At 28.8% G+C, this 19,827-nt stretch carries 12 protein-coding genes; 5 read left to right on the top strand and 7 right to left on the bottom strand.

From position 1 onward, the window contains the following. Positions 1-7 precede the first annotated feature (7 nt). Complete coding sequence (locus ABD816_RS17015; RefSeq protein ID WP_344929430.1) at positions 8-961, bottom strand: FecR family protein; 954 nt, start codon at positions 959-961, stop codon at positions 8-10. Between the two features lie 71 nt (positions 962-1,032). Further along, positions 1,033-1,551: a sigma-70 family RNA polymerase sigma factor gene (locus tag ABD816_RS17010; RefSeq protein WP_344929428.1), complete on the bottom strand. Its 519-nt coding sequence runs from the start codon at positions 1,549-1,551 to the stop codon at positions 1,033-1,035. Positions 1,552-1,858: 307 nt separating this feature from the next. On the opposite strand from ABD816_RS17010, the gene ABD816_RS17005 reads away from it, so the two are divergent. Then, positions 1,859-2,674, top strand: coding sequence for a DUF3298 domain-containing protein (locus ABD816_RS17005; RefSeq protein WP_344929425.1), 816 nt, complete (start codon positions 1,859-1,861; stop codon positions 2,672-2,674). Between the two features lie 87 nt (positions 2,675-2,761). Beyond that, the gene (locus tag ABD816_RS17000) at positions 2,762-3,553 is read left to right on the top strand and encodes a hypothetical protein (RefSeq protein WP_344929423.1); all 792 of its coding nucleotides are present in this window, start codon (positions 2,762-2,764) and stop codon (positions 3,551-3,553) included. 344 nt (positions 3,554-3,897) lie between these two features. Here the strand turns inward: ABD816_RS17000 and ABD816_RS16995 are convergent, their stop codons facing one another. The 5 genes from ABD816_RS16995 to porT all read right to left on the bottom strand — a co-directional run bounded on the left by ABD816_RS16995 (position 3,898) and on the right by porT (position 9,455). After that, positions 3,898-4,236 (bottom strand): hypothetical protein, encoded by a 339-nt coding sequence (locus ABD816_RS16995; RefSeq protein WP_344929421.1) that lies wholly within the window; start codon positions 4,234-4,236, stop codon positions 3,898-3,900. 365 nt (positions 4,237-4,601) lie between these two features. Continuing rightward, complete coding sequence (locus ABD816_RS16990) at positions 4,602-6,116, bottom strand: NADP-dependent isocitrate dehydrogenase (RefSeq protein WP_344929419.1); 1,515 nt, start codon at positions 6,114-6,116, stop codon at positions 4,602-4,604. 144 nt (positions 6,117-6,260) lie between these two features. After that, entirely contained in the window at positions 6,261-6,944 is a 684-nt protein-coding gene (locus ABD816_RS16985; RefSeq protein ID WP_344929417.1) for a hypothetical protein, read from the bottom strand. 656 nt (positions 6,945-7,600) lie between these two features. Further along, on the bottom strand, positions 7,601-8,575 hold the full coding sequence (locus tag ABD816_RS16980; protein WP_344929415.1) for a hypothetical protein: 975 nt from the start codon (positions 8,573-8,575) through the stop codon (positions 7,601-7,603). A gap of 172 nt (positions 8,576-8,747) precedes the next feature. After that, positions 8,748-9,455: a type IX secretion/gliding motility protein PorT/SprT gene (gene porT / locus ABD816_RS16975; RefSeq protein WP_344929413.1), complete on the bottom strand. Its 708-nt coding sequence runs from the start codon at positions 9,453-9,455 to the stop codon at positions 8,748-8,750. A gap of 859 nt (positions 9,456-10,314) precedes the next feature. Here porT and ABD816_RS16970 point away from each other — a divergent pair. The 3 genes from ABD816_RS16970 to ABD816_RS16960 form a co-directional block, all read left to right on the top strand. Beyond that, positions 10,315-11,724 (top strand): aspartate aminotransferase family protein, encoded by a 1,410-nt coding sequence (locus ABD816_RS16970; protein WP_344929411.1) that lies wholly within the window; start codon positions 10,315-10,317, stop codon positions 11,722-11,724. A gap of 76 nt (positions 11,725-11,800) precedes the next feature. Further along, a complete protein-coding gene (locus ABD816_RS16965; RefSeq protein ID WP_344929408.1) occupies positions 11,801-18,088 on the top strand; it encodes an amino acid adenylation domain-containing protein in 6,288 nt (2,095 codons plus the stop codon). Between the two features lie 79 nt (positions 18,089-18,167). Continuing rightward, a partial coding sequence (locus tag ABD816_RS16960; protein ID WP_344929407.1) for a condensation domain-containing protein occupies positions 18,168-19,827 on the top strand: 1,660 nt, incomplete at its 3' end.

Raw genomic sequence — 19,827 nt, 5'->3', positions numbered from 1 at the left:
ACTTTTATTATTGGATTATCCACTCATTAGTTTCTTGGTTTAGTTCATATGTAAAGTCTTTTGATATTGTGAGTATTTCAAAAATTTCGTCTATTGGCGTGGTTGTTTTAAAAGACCCTGTAAATTTAGTAGCGGCAATGTCCTTATTTTCAAATCGGATTTGCCTGCCAAATTGAGCTTTTAAGTCAACCGCTATATCGCTAAAGGTCTTATTTTCGAATTGTATTTTTCCTTCTTTCCAGGCAATCCTGGACGTATTAAGATTCATTTTTGATGTCACCACTTCTTTAGTGCTCTTATAAAAAATAACCTCATCATCCGGAATCATGACAAATGTTTCTTTAAACTGTGTCTCAGAGGTTACTTCAACTTTACCCGTGAGTAATTTTGTCTCTGTAGTAGGACTATCTATATATGCTCTTACATTAAAACTAGTTCCCAGAGCTGTGACCTTAATATGATCTGGTGTAGTTACTGTAAAAGGATGTACAGTATCTTTTGCTACTTCAAAAAATGCTTCTCCTTCTAGAAATAAAGTTCTTGGGGTATCTACATCATAAGATAATCTGGTGAGGGCATTCAACCTAATTTTGGAGCCATCTGGCAATTTAATACTTCGTTGCTCGCCATAAGTTGTCTGAACCACTATTTGATTATTTGAAAACACCGTATTATAGAAGTAAGTTCCAGCGATAATAGCAACCAATACAGCAGCATATTTGAGCATACTTTTCCATATTGCTCTTTTTGGTTTGACACTATCAAAAAAACGTTGTTTAGCATTTTCTACAGAAGGATTCTGTTCTGATGTATGGTTATGAATCGTTGATATTTCAATAAATAAGGTTTCGTCAAAATCAGAAGAATCCATCCATTTCTCTACTTTCTGAATAGTGGAGGCATCAGCACTTTTTGAGATGTATTCCCAAAGCTCAACTTCTGTGATTTTAAAATGCTCCATACCAAAAGGTGTTTATTACTTATAAGACGTATCTCAAGCAGGGTTACCCTATCAAAAAATTAATTTCTTTCTTAAAAATAATCTTTTAATCCTTTCTTGAATACTACTAAAGCCTTTGAAATATGGAGTTCTACAGTTTTTATGGAAATATTTTTTTGTCTAGAAATTTCTTTATAAGTCAATCCTTTATCTCTGGACAGCTTAAAAATATCAACCGTTTTTTGTTCAAGAGTGGCATAAATGTCTTCAATGCGTTGTATTAATTCCCATTGCCTATCTATCTGGGCCTCAACACTGGTATTTGAAGCGTATAAGTTAGTATGTTTTTCTCTGGTTTGCTTTTTTCTATAGGCATCAATCATCTTATTTTTGAGGGTGACGATTAAAAAGGATTCTATGGATCGCTCAGAATCATTTATCGTATCAAAGTTTTCCCAAAGCTTTATAAATGTTTCCTGAACCAGTTCTTCAGAAAGATCAGGTTCTTTTAAAACTTTAAAAACATATGCATATAATCTACGGTAATGCCTGTCGAACAAATTAGAAAATCTGACCTCTTTAGCGGAATTCGATGTAATTTTTTTATTCAAATAATCTCAGTGCCTGTTGGATTGCTAAATTATATAAAATAAATTTCACAATTCTTTTCTATTCTCATTTTACTCATCCTTTCAATTTTTTTATAAGTAATATGGCACTAACAAAAGCTCAATATCGCAACCGATAGTTTTCTAAACATACCTTGTGACAGGCTTTATAAATCAAATTATATGTTTTCTATCAAATACGACGAAGCATAAAATATTTTTATACAAAACATTATAAATATAAATAAAAATATATGATTATTTTTATGGAAATTTGTAGTAGACAATAACTTACTAAACATTCTTAAAGATGAAAAACCTACTGTATATTTCCTTAGCTATTACCTTGATATCTTGTAATATGAGTACTACTAAATCCAGTTCTGTAGTTTCTAATCAACATTTTGAAACAAAACAAATTTTACATAATTCTTCTCATCCTATGCCAGATTATTGGCTAGAAAAAAAAGGAAAAAATTTACCTGATAGTTTTATCAGCACTAAAAGATTTTATAAAGCTGAAAACTCTTTAATTCTTGATTACAAATATCCTCATTTAGATGAACAATACAACCCGGCTTACAGTAAGTTCAATTCTTTTATAGAAAGCAACTATTTAAGCACAGAAAAGACTGTTGAACAAGTATTGCACAATGATGATTTGTCTTGCGATCCTTTGTTTGAAGATGCTAAAAGAAAGAGAAGGAATATAGATTATAAAGTGTACACTAAAAATGATCAATTGCTAAGTGTCCTCTTATATAAAACTAATTACTATGACGAAGAAAATCATAACTCTTTTATGTTCAAGGGATTAAATTATGATTTGAAAACAGGCACTTTCATCAATTATGATGATTTATTTGAAGAGACTAGTGATCAATTTTTATTGTTCAAGCTCAATCAAGAGTTACAAGCACGTATAGGAGGGCAAGATTCTTTTAATGATTGCTGGGAGTTCACTAAAGACAAATTTGAAGCCTTCAAAAATAATTTTGTTGTGGATGCAGGTTCCATAAAATTTTATTTTGATGATTGCACGGTATGCCCAACATATTCTGGTAATTATTTTCTGGAGATACCTATAGAGGAGCTTTCTCCCATATTAAAGAAAGGAAAAATTTAAGAAACTTATTATATATCAAACAAAAAACAATCTCAAAGATCTACATCATCACATCTGATCATGTAGATCTTAAAAAATAAAAATATCATGAAAAAGTCTTATATCTTATTATATATTATGATGACTTGCTTATATACAAATATATACGCGAGTAAAACGGATAACGTAGATCCCATTATTGAAGTCGTAGAGTCTTATATAAACCTTATGAATTCTCTAGAAAAAGATGATGCCGTTACAAAAGTGTTAAATCTATATAGCGAACAGTATACAGGGAATACTACCTATGTAAATCTATCAGGTGCCATAATTAAAAAAAACTATACAAAAGAGCACATTAAAAGTCAATTGAATGATATTGTTCAGGACGGTAATTATAACCTTAAGATAAAAATGAATTCAATTTTATATACTATTCAAAAGGAAAGTGCAGGAACAGTTTCTGTATTATTAGATTTTGAATCCTTTATTGACACTAAAATTGCAGAAAAAGGTACGATACTTATGAACGTTGTTGTTGCCAAACAAAAGGAACAATGGAAAATTATGCAAAATAATATGGTTCGTGTTTCTGAGGTTAAAGATATCGGAGATTGTGTTTGCCATATCTTCGAAAAAGGAAGCACCCAGTTTGTAACTGAATTATACTACCCTGCAGGAGTGAAGTACGATCATAAATTTGAGGCTTTTCGTATTACATCTAACGAAAAAAACAAGGTTGTTAATTCTGGTGGAAAAACCTTTATTTGGGAAAACAACAGCAATAAGTTAAGCCTGAATCAAGAAGAATTAGGGGTCGCAAAAACTCCTAAACAAGTAGTCGAATTACTGATCAAAAAAATGAACACTGAGACATGTGCTACCATCATTTTTAGATAGTATCCCAAGAGGTTTTCATGTTGTTATCTTATTTTAGTTATAAAAACACTGATGTGAATTAAATACAAAACAACATTAAATATAGCACCAGTAATAGGTATTATCTCGCCAGTAGAGATCAACAAAACCAGAGTTATAACAGATTCTATGTTTATTCTATTAGCTAATTTAGTACGATACGACCCTCAGAGAATGACTTAATTTTATAAACTAAAATTCGGCAAGTCGGTTTTATACTTCCGGAAGTATTAACCGTGCCTTTGAGGGAATATAAAAAGGTTGCAAAATTTGCAACCTTTTTATATTCATTTTTTACATTTAAATGTTGTTTTAGATTCGATAATTTATAAGTTTTTAAGCATTTCAATATGTATTACTCCATCAATTTTCATCGAAAGTCCTTGATCGCGTGCTTGCAGGATTAATTTAGTTACCAAATCACGAGATGCCTTCAGCTCAGAAATTCTCATTTTAGCACGTAGAACCTGAGGGTCATTATTATCTCTTCTACATATGATCTGTAGATTATGAAACTTGATTTTATCAGCGATTAAAGACAGTAGTACATCTGCCGAATTTACGGGAGAATAAATTCCTTCTACTAACTTTATTTTATTATAAATCGGATTCATTTCAATAAGTGTTTTATGTACTAGGTTGTTTTGGTTATTTATCTGATCCATAAGTTTTATCTACATTAAATTAGTTATCTGGATCATTTAACTGGACAACTAATTTTGCTATTCATTTTGAATCAAATCCATTTTCTAATGGCGATGTCTATTACTTATACTACAATGACCATATTTTTTTACTTAGGTTATTATAAAATATAAGAATAGAGGGAATAAAAAAGTTGACGCATTTAATTCATTAAGGATGTATAAAAATTGCTTTTGCCTACATTATACTTTGTGAAATTTTTAATATTAATATCTAAAAAAGAATTAAAAAAGGCACTAAATTATTCTGTTTGTAAACATTGATAATGTTTCGAAGAATAATGAAGTGCCGTATACACTAAACTTATTTGGTTTTTATAAAAAAGTTATTCTCCTTGTCCTAGCGAAAACCCTCTTTTCCCATCAAATTCGTATAGATTTTCAGTTTTGATCGTATCAAATCCTTTCGTGTTTAATTTTGATAAAAGTGCCACTATTTGTTCGTGATTAATAGCTTTATAACTAGGGATTGCCTGTTGTATTTCTGCATCCAAGGCTACAAATCTACAACGCCAATGATCCGTACAATATGTTTCTTCTAATCCATTAGGGAATACCTTTACTCCCCGATTTGTGATCATTTTTAATTGTAAGTTATACGCATTGATCTGAGATAAAGCATTTCCTATTTCGTTAGGATCAGAACCCTCCCAATCCACAAATACATCAACACCGACTAGTACTTTGTTAGATTTTTTTCTTTTGTACTCAAAAGTTTTCATAACTCCCGAGCCTTCAGTCAATTTACTTATTGATAATTTTTTAGGATTATTTCCTAATCTGGATATTACCTTATTTGCAAACTCCTGGGTAGATACCTTTTTCTTACTAGTATTCTTTTGGTATATATCTGCAGTATGATACCCATCTTCTATCGTTGCTAATAAAGCATTTTTGATAGTATCTGCAATTTCTAATTGACCTACATGGGCTAGCATCAGGATGGCAGCATTTATAAGCCCTGAAGGATTTGCGATATGTTGTCCTGCGATATCTGGTGCAGAACCGTGAATAGCTTCAAACATAGCTACATTTGCTCCAATATTTGCTGAGCCCGCTAATCCCACAGAGCCAGCTATTTCAGCAGCAATATCAGATATAATATCACCATATAAATTAGATGTTACGATAACATCATAATTTTCTGGATGCGCTGCAAGTTTTGCCGATCCTATGTCAATAATCTGAGATTCACTTTCAATAGTTGGATATTCTACTGAAATTTTTTTGAATACTTGATGAAATAATCCATCTGTTAACTTCATTATATTATCCTTCACCATACAGGTTACTTTTTTTCTACCATATGCTTTGGCATACTCAAAAGCATAGCGAACTATTCTTTCACAACCAGGTCTTGTAATAAGTTTAAGACACTGTACCACATCTCGCGTTTGTTGATGCTCAATTCCTGCATATAGATCCTCCTCATTCTCCCGTATAATGACTACATCCATTTTTGGAAAATTTGTAGTGACAAATGGGTATAGAGAACTAACAGGTCTGACATTTGCATATAATCCTAGTGATTTTCTAAGCGTCACATTAAGACTCTTATATCCTTTGCCCTGTGGTGTGGTTACAGGTGCTTTTAGAATTAATTTATTACGTCTTATAATATCCCAAGATTCTTTGTTGATACCAGCCGTATTTCCTGATAAATATACTTGCTCTCCAAGATCAATAAATTCGGGTTCAATATTGGCACCTGCTGCTTTTAGAATATGTAAGGTCGCAGTCATAATTTCGGGACCAATACCGTCGCCTTTTGCAACGGCTATTTTTATTGCCTTCCCCATCTTCTTTTGATTCGAATCTTGAACTAAAATATCATTTTTCATATCTATCTTGTTTTATGATTGAAACAAAGATCTATATAATTTATCATAAGTTTTTATTTATATAATTTATGAAAAACATTAAATTATATTATACTTTATTTTATTTTCATCCACGAAACACAATATTTTATGAATTTTTGACTATTAAAAACCGTCTGAAATATCATCTTGTTTTATCGAATCAATTAGATTATGTGAGCATTCTCCTAGCTGATGTTTCAATTCAATAATAATTCTACTCAATTCTTCATCTAAAGCTCTATTAAAAAAAGTTATTTCTTCCTCATTAATAAGAGCTAATGTTTGCTGTATCAAATTTGTTACTACTGTCCTTTTTGCATCAAGGTTTTCTAGCTTTAATTGTTTGTTCTTGTAATTCGATTCATTTTTAAAGGTATTTTCAATATTTCGTCTCAAATCGACCACACTTCTAAGTGTGACAAGTCCCATATTTCGAAACGTCTTTTTTATAAATCGTAAATAAGTGTATCTTCTACTTTCGTTGGGTTCATTTAAGAAATAGATAATCCTTTCTTTAATACTTTTGATATTTTCATTAATATAAGATACATTGATTTCTTCACTTACATAAAGTACTTGCTCAAAGAAGTCCAAAAATTGACCATCAAGTTCTAAAAAACCTCCATTTTGCCTTATTACTGATTTTTCTATTAATAAATCAATACGATTTTCATGAAAATCAACCAATTCTAGTGCATCACTCAATCTGTATTCTATGGACTTTCTTTTACTAAACATTTCAGATATTAGTTTTTCCTCTCTTTTCAAAGCGGTAACCAATTCTTTTATGTCATTGAAAGTATTCATCGTTTTATTATGTGGGTTGGCTTCCGATTTGTGGCGTAGAGTGGAGCTTGATAGCTCTATCTATCTCTGTTAAAGATATAAATATTTTAGAATTACAGGTGCCTTCTTCATAAAATTGTACTTAAAGTTTTCCCTCATTTTACTTACTAATATCAAATAAATAAAAAGTATTGTCTGCTATACTAATACACAAAGGAGAATTGTTTAAAGCATGTTTTGAACCTATTTTATTTACAAATTGCTGGAAAAATACTAAAGGGTAAAAAAAATGTAACAAGACAATTCCGTGTAATAACTTTGTAACAGTCGATGGTTTATTCGTACCCCTAGATATATGCTTCCTTTTGATATACGACAAGTCGTGCACCAAGCCGGAGATGAAGGAAAAGATATTACTTTAGCTACAAAATATTAGGGTCAATAACTAGATGTAGTTACTCTGATGCTTACATTTTTTTATAGAAGAAATTTATTTACCTACACCCTTTACTTTACCCGCTAACTCGATAAAAAGCATTTATTCTGTTTACATTAGGTTTAATTCAAATACCTTAATACGTTTTCACTGTAACATTTCCATTTTTAGGATATCTCTAAATTCGACAAAGAATTGTTATTATAGTTCAATATTTGCACATTAACACTCAACGACTTAGTTAATCTTTTGAAGTAAGTTTAATGCTTTCAACAGTTTTCTTATATTTTTCCAATAACTCATTATTATTTGTAAAAGAATTTCCTATAAAAGCAACACTTGAACTTTCTCCAATTAAAACTACGGCATAAATAATTCCATTTTTATTATTAAGTTGTTGTTCAGATTCTAAAATAATTGCCGAATATTTTCCTATTTTAAATTCTGCAAGTTCTGGTGAATTTAATTTATATCCGGTATTTTCCGCGTTTGCTAATAAATTCTTTAAAAAAGAGAATCCTTCATCGACTTTCATTTTCGGTAATGTTAGAAACATTATTGAGTTAGCAAATGGATCATCTATATCTGCTTTACCTTCCTCATTAAAGACAAACATATTTGAAGTAGTAAATGCATACTTAAAGTTGGTTATTGATTGATCAAATTCAAAGTTAGAAAGTTCGAATTGTTTTAGATCAGATTCTTTTTCATAAAATAATGTTTTAAAGATTTTTAATACCTCATTCCTATTAGTTCTACTTTTTTCGGGATATACTCCAATAGCAGCCACCGCAAAATCGTCATCACCAAATAAAAATAAAATTTTCCGTTCTTTCTTTTTAGGTGTATAACCTTCACCAAAAATACCTTCGAAATTATTAAATTTAACATTTTCAAGTATCTCCAATTCTGTTCCATTAGATTTTAATACTTGATGTGTAATTTTTAATTTCGCTTTATTAAAATCAAAAGCGTTTGATTCAATAAATTGTATCTGAATACCATTATCACTTTGATACTTGGATAGATTTTTAATATAATAAAAATTTGGTGGGATTTCAGCAAAGATTTTAGTGCCTTTTATTCCAATATGATTAGCAGTTTTTGTAGTTATTATTTTTTCAGGAAATTTATCTCTAGTTTTATTACTACAACTAAAGAAAATAAATTCTATCAAAATAATTATTAATACCTTTCTACTCCAAAAAAAACTCATGTTACTTATTTTATTATCGTTTTACCTCCGCCAATTACGGTATATTTCAATTAATTTAAAAAAAATATAGAATTCAATATTGGTGATTTTTCAGCTTTTCAATTTAGTATAGTACTTAATATCTTAAAACAAAACTCAATGTGAATTTTTCTTGTTTATTTTCAACAAACTTCTACTGAAACACAAAATTTAAGAATATTCCTCGAGTTGATAATTTATCGATTTGGGAAGTATATGGGCTATCTAAATCATTATCTCTAATCAATTCATCCGACATTGCGAATATACCACGTATTGAAGGAGTAAATTTAAAATATGGTAAATAAAAATCAATACCAAATCCTAGCTCATAATAATTAGTTGTATTAGTTGTTCTAAACTGACCAGCGCTATTATCATCAGGATTATTTTCATTGCTTGACAAATTTAAAGAAGTTGACACCCCACCTATTATAAAAGGCTTGAAATTATTAAGCCTTTTAGTCGAAACCTTCAATAATAAAGGAATATGAACATAAGTTGACTTAATCTCTCTAAACCCTTCTCTAGAATTATTGAAATCCGGATTTGTATATGTTAGGTTTCTCTGCGAAAAAGTAACCATAGGTTCTAGTCTTAAGTCCAAATAATCGTTAATTCTCAAATTACTCAAAAGACCAACATTAAACCCTGCCGATTTATCAACGATTATATCAGTATTAGATGCATTAGCTTTATAATCAAAATCAAAATCATAACTATTAAAACCTAAAATAAACCCAAAGCTTATCCAGTCTTTATCAACGTTCTGATTATTCAAGACTCTTTCTTTACTAAAAAGCTGCGCACTTGCAATATAAGAGTTTAAAAACAATAAGGTTATAATTACTATTCTATTCATTTTAATAATATATTTAATTATATTATAAATATTAAGGTTTTAATATTACTAAACAATTTCTTTGATTAAATATTGCTTTAGTATTAATTCATTTTCTAAATTATGATTTTCTGTTAGGTATAATTGTAGTCTAAGATAAAACTTAGAATACTCAAAAATAAAATTTACATTATTTAAAAGTTTTCCACAGAAATTTATAAAGAACAAATATAGTAGCCTCACTTCAATATTTTATTCTAATTAGTCATTTTTATTAATCTTTGATAATTTGACAATATTTAAAAATAAATTTCTGACTTACTCACAATTAAATGAACACTTTATTAGGAGTAGACTACGGTTTTAACATTTCCATTATTGAGTTAGGATTTCGGGAAAGACTAAGGAATACAAATTTCATTGATAATTCTTTTCAAATTGATGAACTATTTAAAAACAAAAAAGAATAACTTGAGTTATGCATATGAAGTAAATATTCGTTTAGTTTAATGGAGTAAAAAACATTACTAAATAAGTCTGAAATCATAAAAAAGAATCAATTTTTTTAACAAAATTATAGTTCAATGCTAAAAATTAACATAGTCTGAATTAATTTTAACAAATACAAAGGTAATAAATCGATTAATTAAGACATTATTTAAAGAGAACTTGATTGGGAATAAACATTTATTCCCAATCTATATTTATTCGATAATAATTTTTACTTACTTAGAGGAAATTATTTTTATAATAAAAGCAGAATACATTAAATTATTTCTAATGGTATTCACAAGAGGTACTCTTAATGAAAGAATTATATTTTACCTAAGAAATTAACGATAGATTAAGTATTAAGATTTATAAAATATAAAGTTATTATATGGAAATACTGAAAAAGTATCATTTATCACAATGCTCTAAAATTGTTTCTTCTTCATTGCCTGGAGAAAAATCAAAAAGACTATTAGATTTACAAAAAGAAATTGAAGGAATTGTTGTTTCATATCCTACAAAAATGCCCATCGCTATTGACAGCGCAAAAGGTAGTATTATTGAAGATGTTGACGGGAATCATTTCATTGATTTCTTTGGAGGTTGTGGAGTTTTAAATGTAGGTCATGGTAATAGTTTTGTTTTAGAATACGTAAAAAAGCAACAATCCAAATTAATTCATGCTTTGGATTTTCCAACAGAAAACAAGTTGTCTTTAATCCAAAAAATATTAAATCACCTGCCAAGCAAGATTCGTAAAGACTTCAAAGTTAGCTTTGGCGGTCCAACTGGCTCAGATGCTGTTGAGGCGGCAATAAAACTAGCAAAAATAAAAACTGGTCGAGAAGGAATTATAGCGTTTTCAGGTGGTTATCACGGCATGACTTCTGGAGCTTTGGCAGTAACTTCTGATACTTTTTTTCGAAATAAATTATCTTCTTTGATTCCAAATGTGAGCTTTGTTCCTTATAGTTATTGCTATAGGTGTCCCTTTAATAAAGAACCCGAAACTTGTAACTATGAATGTGCAGACCACTTCGATTGGTTATTGAAAGATAAACATTCAGGCGTAGCGCAACCTGCAGCCATAATAATAGAGCCACTGCAAGGAGAAGGCGGTAATATCCTACCTAAAGAAGGTTATTTAGAGCGTATTGTTGATATAGCTCATAAAAATGGAGTAATTGTTATTTTTGATGAAATTCAAAGTGGCTTCTTTAGAACAGGAATCTTTTTAGAATTCATGAATACAAAAGCTATACCCGACATTATTACCTTTTCAAAAGGTTTTGGTGGTATCGGTTTTCCGATTTCTGGTTTAATTTATAAGAAATCTATCGAAGCTTGGGAGTCCGCAGCACACATTGGAACATTTAGGGCTAATCAAGTGAGCATAGCCGCTGCCAACGGGGCTTTTGATTTTGTAAAGAAATATTCTTTAGAAGAACACACTGAATATCTCAGTTCTTACCTTTTTGATAAATTATATCAATTAAAAAATGAAAGTAAATTTATTGGAGATATTCGAGGAAGAGGTCTTATGATAGGAATAGAATTTGTTAAAAATAAGGATACAAAAGAACCTTTTGAAGAATTTCTAAAAACTTTAAGGTCAACATGTTTTAACAAAGGATTACTTTTCGAAGTAGGTGGTCATTTTAATAATGTCATGCGATTTACCCCACCATTGATCACTACGACTGAAATCGTCAACGCAGCAATTGAAATATTGACCATTTCGATACACGAATGTGAAGAAATATATTTGGAAAAAAGTCGAAATGCAGAATCATTGTAACCCAATTTTCGTTACAAAATTAACTTACATCACTATTTTCTAGATCAATTTTTTATTTAAATAACACAAATAATATATGGTTTATAACGAAATTTCAACTTTACAAAAATATATTTGGTTAGATCAAAAACTCAATCCTAATTCTCCTAAGTATAATATTGGTGGATACGTTTTAATTGAAGGTGAAGTTAATGTCTCAATATTTCAAAAATCAATACGTGAGCTTACAGTATCAAATGAAATATTCTCTTACAAATTCACAGAAAAGAACGGAATACCTTTATATTTTCTAAATAAAGAATCTTATAGTGATTTTATATTTTTTGAAGAATCTAATTTTGAAAATGCAGTTTCTAAGATTAAAAATGATTTCTCCGAGTCTTTCGGAATTATATTAGACAAAAAATTATTATTTAAAATATGGTTGATAAAAATAAGCGATAAAAAATACATTTGGTATATAAAAATACATCATTTATTAGCTGATGGTTTTTCTTTCCATTTAATATTTAACAAAGTTAATGAGATATACAATAGAATATCTTCTAATAATATTGAAACCAATAACAAAGAAAAAACTAAATACTCTTTTCAAACATATATTAATGAAGAAAAGGAATATAGGTTAACTCAACTATTTAATGTTAACAAAGAGTTTTGGCTTAATGAATATAAAATTTTAGAGCCATTAGTCTATCAAAAAAAAAATGATGATGGAATTTTTTATTCAAAAAAATTTGATCTCAATCAGACAGAGAGTATTAAATTCTATGATGTTGTTAAAGCTTATAATTTAAGCCCATTTCATGTTTTTATAGGTCTGCTATATATTGCAATTTCTAAATATTATGGAATAAAAAAATTATCAATAGGCATACCAATTCAAAACAGAAGTAATTTATCCCAAAAATCCGTTATTGGCCCATTCATAAATGTCATACCCTTAAAATTAGAAAACATCTCAGAAATTTCTCTATTTGATTTTTTAATTAAAATAAAGAGACAACTTTTGAAAAGTTATCGTCATCAACGATTTCAGCTAGCCGATATTATTAAAAGTGTTGTTAATGAAAGAGAAAGAAGATTATATGATATTCGCTTGTCATATGAAAAGACATCCTACGAACCATTTTTTTCAAATACACCGACATCTATTCATCCTTTATCCAATGAAAGTGAAGATGATCCGATTTCTATTCATATTTTCGATAACGGTGATCAAATATTAAGATTTAGAATTGATATTAATAGTAGATTCGTGCCAAAATTTGAAATAACAGAAATTTTGTCATCATATCGTTTTTTGATAGAAGAACTCCCACATAATATCAAGAAAAATATTTCAGAGATATCTATTTGTAGTAATTCACAAAAAAAAGAGATTATCGATATTTCCAAAGGTTTACGAGTTTTTAGAAAAGAGAGTAAGAATTTTATCTCACTTTGGCTTGAAAATTTAAAATTACGCCCTGAAAATGTCGCTGTCATTTCAAATGAAGTTTCCTATACCTATCAAAACCTAGAAAAAATGTCCAATAGGCTAGCAAACCATTTAAATGGCCTTAACATTAAAAAAAAGAGCAGAGTTGTAATAGATCTTCCGAATTCTGTAGAAAGCGTCGTCTCAATTCTAGCATTGTTTAAAATTGGAGGAATTTATATACCTATAGATAATTCATATCCGCAAAAAAGGAAAAACTATATTATAAAGGACTCTATGACCGATATAGTTATTACAAATAAAAATCAATATAAAAATCACCAATTCTTCATTAATATTAATGAAATTATTTATGATCAAGAGATATCTGAGTCATTTAAACTTCCGAATTTTTATTTAAAAGATGATGCCTATATAATCTATACTTCTGGTTCAACAGGTAAGCCGAAAGGAGTCGTAATTACACATAATTCCCTTTACAATTACTGCCTGACATTTTCAGAGTTTTTTTCTTTGAATGATAGAGATTTAGTTTTGCAACAATCGTCTCTGGCTTTTGATACATCTATAGAAGAGATCTTTCCCATTTTATCAGTAGGAGGAATCTTAGTATTTGCAAATGATTCTAAAGATTTTCATCAGATTTTTTTGGATTGCCAATTGTATAAAATAACTGTTTTAAGCACAAATCCTTTTGTCATAAATTATTTAAATCAATTTCATCAGGATTACCAATTAGAATTAAGAGTCTTGATTAGTGGAGGTGAAGTTATAAAAATAGACAGCTTAAATAATATTGTAAACAAATTTCTTGTTTATAATACTTATGGTCCAACTGAAGGAACTGTTTGTGCAACATATCACAAAATTACTGATATGGAAGAACCAGTTCCAATTGGAAGACCTATTTCTAATACTAGTGTTTATATATTAGAAAACTCTAACTTATTGCCTAAAGGAGCTACTGGAGAAATCGCTATTTCAGGAAAAGGAATTGCGCGAGAATATTTGAACAACAAAGAGGAAACTAATTCATCTTTCATTAATTTAAATGGCGAAACGGTCTATTTAACAGGCGACCTAGGTAAATGGAATGCAAATGGTATACTGTTGTTCAAAGGAAGAAAAGATGATCAATTAAGTTATAAAGGTTTTAGAATTGAGCCTGAAGAAATTGAATTACAGTTAAAAAAAAGTGATTCTAAAATTCTAGAATGCAAAGTTGTTATTAAGGGTTTACATCAACCATCACTTGTTGCTTATATCAAAACATTTTCAAATCTAAAACTAAATTTAGAAGACTTAGTTATTGATTTGAAAAAGAACTTACCCTTTTATATGATACCAACTGATTACGTTGTTCTCAAAAAAATTCCATTAACGGCAAATGGTAAAATTGACATATTAAAACTCCCTAAACCCACTTTAAAAAATATAGAACTCCAAATTGATAAAAATAGTCAACCAACGAAAGAGTGGGAGCATATATTAGTGAAAATTTGGAATGAACTACTAAACATTAAAAATTCAAATATTCATTTTAATTTTTTTGAACTTGGGGGGCATTCTTTGTTAGCAAATCAATTTATAAGCATTCTAAGATCTACTTATAAAATTGAAATTTCTTTAAAAGACTTTTATCTTAATCCTACTATTGAGGAAATTGTAAAATTGATTGAATTACCTTCTAATAAAATGTTAGAAATCAATAAAATCCCTAACAATACAGTAATTCCGTTATCTTATCAACAAGAACAACTCTGGTTTTTAAGCGAACTTGACAAAAATGATTCTGCCTATCTAGTTCCTGGAGCAATTAAGTTAAAAGGAATTGTGAATTTAAAAAATATAGAAAAAGTATTTAACATTTTAATTGAAAAGCACGAAATTTTAAGAACTGTGTTCAGAGTAGTTGATGGGGTTCCAAATCAAAAAATTTTATCGCCATTTAAATTGCAAATTCCGGTTGCAAAATTATCTAAATTTCCTCTGAAAAAGCAAGAAGCAATTCTTAAGAAATTTATTCTTGAAGAAGGTAATAAAAAATTTGATATTGAGAATGGTCCATTATTAAGAATTAATTTGATTGAACTTTCTGAAACTGAAAATATATTAGTTTTATGCGAACATCATTTGATTATGGATGGTTGGACACAAGGAATTCTATTAAAAGAGTTTATTGAAATTTATTCTAAAATACTTGCAAATTCTAAATATGAAAATTTTATTCCGACATTACAATATAAAGACTATGCATATTGGCAGAGGAATTATATGGTAGGAGAAGTATTAGATAGTCATTTAACATATTGGGTTAAAAAATTAAAATCTATGAGGACAGAATTTAAACTGCCAGTAGATTATGAAAGGACAAATGTAGTTCCAAAAAATGGTAAATTATTAGTTGAGAAATTATCTGGACAGTTATCTAAAAGTCTAAGGTCGTTTAGTAAACAAAACAAGGGGACTCTTTTTATAACTATGCTTACCGGGTTTAAAATTTTGATTAGTAAGCTTTGTAATGAAACTGACGTTGCTGTAGGTACTGGTATTGCAAATAGAAAATTAAAAGAGTTCGAATTTATGCTTGGAATGATGGTTAACACTATCGTGTTAAGAACAAAATTCGATTCAGAAAATTCGCTAGAGGAAATTTTAACAAAAGTTAAGAAAACCAGTTTTGAAGCTTACGCTTATCAAGATACGCCATTTAATAAAGTGGTTGAGAAAATAAAACCATTAAGAAAGTTAGGTGTTTCTCCTTTAATACAATACTTTTTTGGTTTTATAAACACTCCAAATAGAGGTTTAAAAATACCAAACTTAGAACTAGAAATAATAAATTCACATAATAGATCTTCCAAGTTTGATTTGAATATAACAGTATATACACCATTTGATCAATTGGAAATACAAGATGATTTGGAAAGTCAAAAAGAGATTGTAATTGAATGGGAATATAACTCCAATATTTTTAATAAAAGTACTATGTCAAAAATGATTAATATGTACTTAAAAATATTACAAGAAATTATTACTAATCCAAATCAACCGTATCACTCAATTGATTACATATCAAAAAAGGAGTCTCAAAAATTGCTCACAGATTTTAATCAAACCACAAAAGAAAATCTTGATAATAAAACAATTATAGATTTGTTTCAGGAACAGGTAAAGTATGCCCCTAATAAAACTATACTGGTTTTTGAAGATAACGAAATCACTTACAATAATCTTGATGTCCTCACAAACCGATTTTCAAATTATCTTATAGATCAATTTGATGTTAAAACAGAGGATCTTATTGGAATTAAATTACAACGAAGCGAGTGGTTAATAATTACATTGTTAAGTGTTTTGAAAGCTGGAGGAGTTTATGTGCCAATAGATCCAAATGATCCTAATTCACGTATAGAGTATGTAGAAAAAGATAGTAATTGTAAAGTAATTATTGATGAATCAGTATTAGACGATTTTAGGAGAAAAGAATTTGATTACGATAAAAAAGCACCAATTGTCGAAATTAATTCTAAAAATTTAATGTACGTAATATATACTTCAGGTTCAACAGGCATGCCAAAAGGAGTAATGATAGAGCATGGTGGTATTGTAAATAGATTGTCTTGGATGTGGAATGTATTGAATTTCTCTAAAAATGAAATAATCCTACAAAAAACTAAATTTACATTTGATGTGTCGGTATGGGAAATTTTTTTACCACTATGTTGGGGTGCAAAATTGATAGTTTGTAAAGAAGAAGATGCATATTCTCCTTTCAATATAGTATCATTAATTAAAAATCATAATATCACTTGTATTCACTTTGTTCCTAGCATGCTTAACTTATTTATGAAAGCCTTGTTTCATGATGAAAATTTGAAGAACGATATTAGCTCTTTGAAAAGATTAATTACAAGTGGAGAAGTTCTACCTATTAGTATGGTTCAAAACTGGTACAGAAAGTTAGATTTTGAAATTTGTAATCTTTATGGTCCAACCGAAGCGTCTATAGATGTAACTCATCACACAACATCTATGAATGATCAAATAGTACCTATAGGTCGTCCAATATGGAACACACAGATTTATATTTTAGGTGATAAAAATGTATTACAACCTGAAGGAGTAATTGGAGAGATTTTTATTGGAGGATCTGGTTTAGCGCGTGGGTATATTAATAGACCAAAATTAACAAGAGAAAAATTTATTGAAAATCCATTTATTAAAGGAGAAAAAATATATAAAACTGGTGATTTAGGAAGATGGTTATCCGATGGTAATATTGAGTTTCTAGGTAGAATAGATGAACAAATTAAACTTCGTGGTTATCGAATAGAACTAGGAGAAATTGAACATCACTTATTGAACCATAAAAATATAAGAGAAGCGGCTGTTTTATTAAAAGAGATTGATAATGAAGAATCTTTATTAGTAGCTTATCTCGTGTTCGATGATAATAATATAGATGATGGTATAAAAGATTATTTGAGAAAACTATTGCCCGATTATATGTTACCTTCAAAATATGTACAACTAGAACGATTACCATTAACTGGTAATGGTAAAATAGATAAAAAATCTTTAATTTCTTATGAAGGCAATACTATGCGTTTAGGTGTTGAATATATTCCACCCCAGGATAAATTGGAATTGCAATTAGTTCAAATATGGCAAGAAATACTTAGTATAGAAAAAATAGGAATTAATGACAATTTTTTTGACATTGGAGGTCATAGCTTGAGAGCTACAAAGCTTGTAAGTGCAATTAATATAAAATTTGATTCAAAATTACTTTTAAAAGATGTATTCATTTATAAAACAATAAGAGAACAAAAAGAAATGATTGAAATTCATAAATGGTCTTTTGGGAAGGGTAAGGAAAATACGGATTTTCAAGAAAGCAAAAATAAATATTCATTTTAATCGAAATCAGAAAAACAACTAATTAACCAATAGGATATTATATAAAATAATTTAAATATCTTGAGACAATTTTTATTTTATGGACAAAAAAGTTTATTCATTATTAAAAACTTTAAAAAAATTAGGCTGTAATTTATATTTAGAAGGAGAGAATTTAAATGTCGAAGTTTTTAAAGATGATCTTAGTTTAGAACTTAAAAATGAAATAGCTAAATATCGAAATGATTTAATTGATTTTTTAAATAGAGATAACAAAAACCATACTACAATTCCTAATGTTCCTGAGTTGTATAACTATGAATTATCATCTTCTCAAAAACGCTTGTGGACTTTAAGTCAATTTGATCAAGGTAATATTTCGTATAACATGCCTTCTCAATTTTATTTAAAGGGATATTACGACATTAATAGTTTTCGCAAAGCAATAACATCTGTTATTTATAGACATGAAATTTTACGGACAATATTTGAAGATGATGATGACGGTAATGTACGGCAACGTATTTTGCCATATGAGAAAAGTAATTTTTTCATTGATAGCATAGACCTAAGTAGAGAGAAAAATAAAAATGAACTAATTGATAACTATATTAGAAATGATAGTTATAAGGCTTTTGAATTAGATAAAGGCCCTTTAATCCGATGTAGTTTATTCAAACTATCAAATGACAATCACTTATTTTATTATAACCTTCATCATATCATTGCAGATGGTTGGTCATTTGAAATTCTTTCTCGTGATATTCTATCGTATTATGAAGCATATAAAAATAAAAATGAACCTCGGTTACCTAAGTTAAGAATTCAATACAAAGATTATGCTCAATGGCAACTAAATCAATTAAAAAGTGATTCATATCAATCACATCGTTTTTATTGGCTAGATAAGCTTTCGGGTAACTTACCTGTTTTAGAATTACCTAAGTCTACATTAAGACCCAAAATAATGTCTAATAAGGGTGGTCGTCTAAAAATATGTGTTAGTAGAAAAGCGAAACTTGATTTAAACCAATTTTCTAAGAATAGAAACGGAACCTTATTTATGACCATTGTTTCTTCTTTAAAAATTTTGTTGTATAAATATACTCAAGAAAAAGATATTATAATTGGTACTCCGGTTGCTAATAGAAATCATGTCGATTTAGAAAATCAAATAGGAGCATACTTGAATACTTTAGTTATACGTAACCAAATTAAGGAATCAGATAGTTTTGACAAATTATATGATGATGTTAAAACTACATTGTTGAATGCATATACTCATCAGGAATATCAATTTGATGACCTTGTCAATGAGCTAAAATTACAACGTGACATAAGTCGAAATCCAATTTTTGATATTATGGTAGTTTTACAAAATAAAAATGAATATAATTTTTTTGATGCAGATGATTTATCTGAAACTACAGACATTGAATATCTAGGGAAATTGGTAACTAAATTTGATTTGTTATTTAACTTTTATGATAATGAAGATAATCTTTTTTTGATTATTGATTATAATGAAGATCTATATGATCAAAAGGCTATTGGTCACTTGGCGATACATTATCGTGAACTACTCTCTAGTATCGCGGACAACCCTGATATGGCTATTGAGGATTTATCAATGTTAACCCCCAAAGAAGAACATCAGTTATTAAAAGTATTCAATGATACCCAGGTCGAATACCCAAAAGACAAAACGGTTATCGACTTGTTTGAGGAACAGGTCAAAAATAATCCCGAACATATTGCTG

The organism is Aquimarina addita, assembly GCF_039539305.1.
Lineage (GTDB): Bacteria > Bacteroidota > Bacteroidia > Flavobacteriales > Flavobacteriaceae > Aquimarina > Aquimarina addita.
Note: the sequence above shows the minus strand (reverse complement) of the source record. Positions and strands in the feature narration are given on the sequence as shown.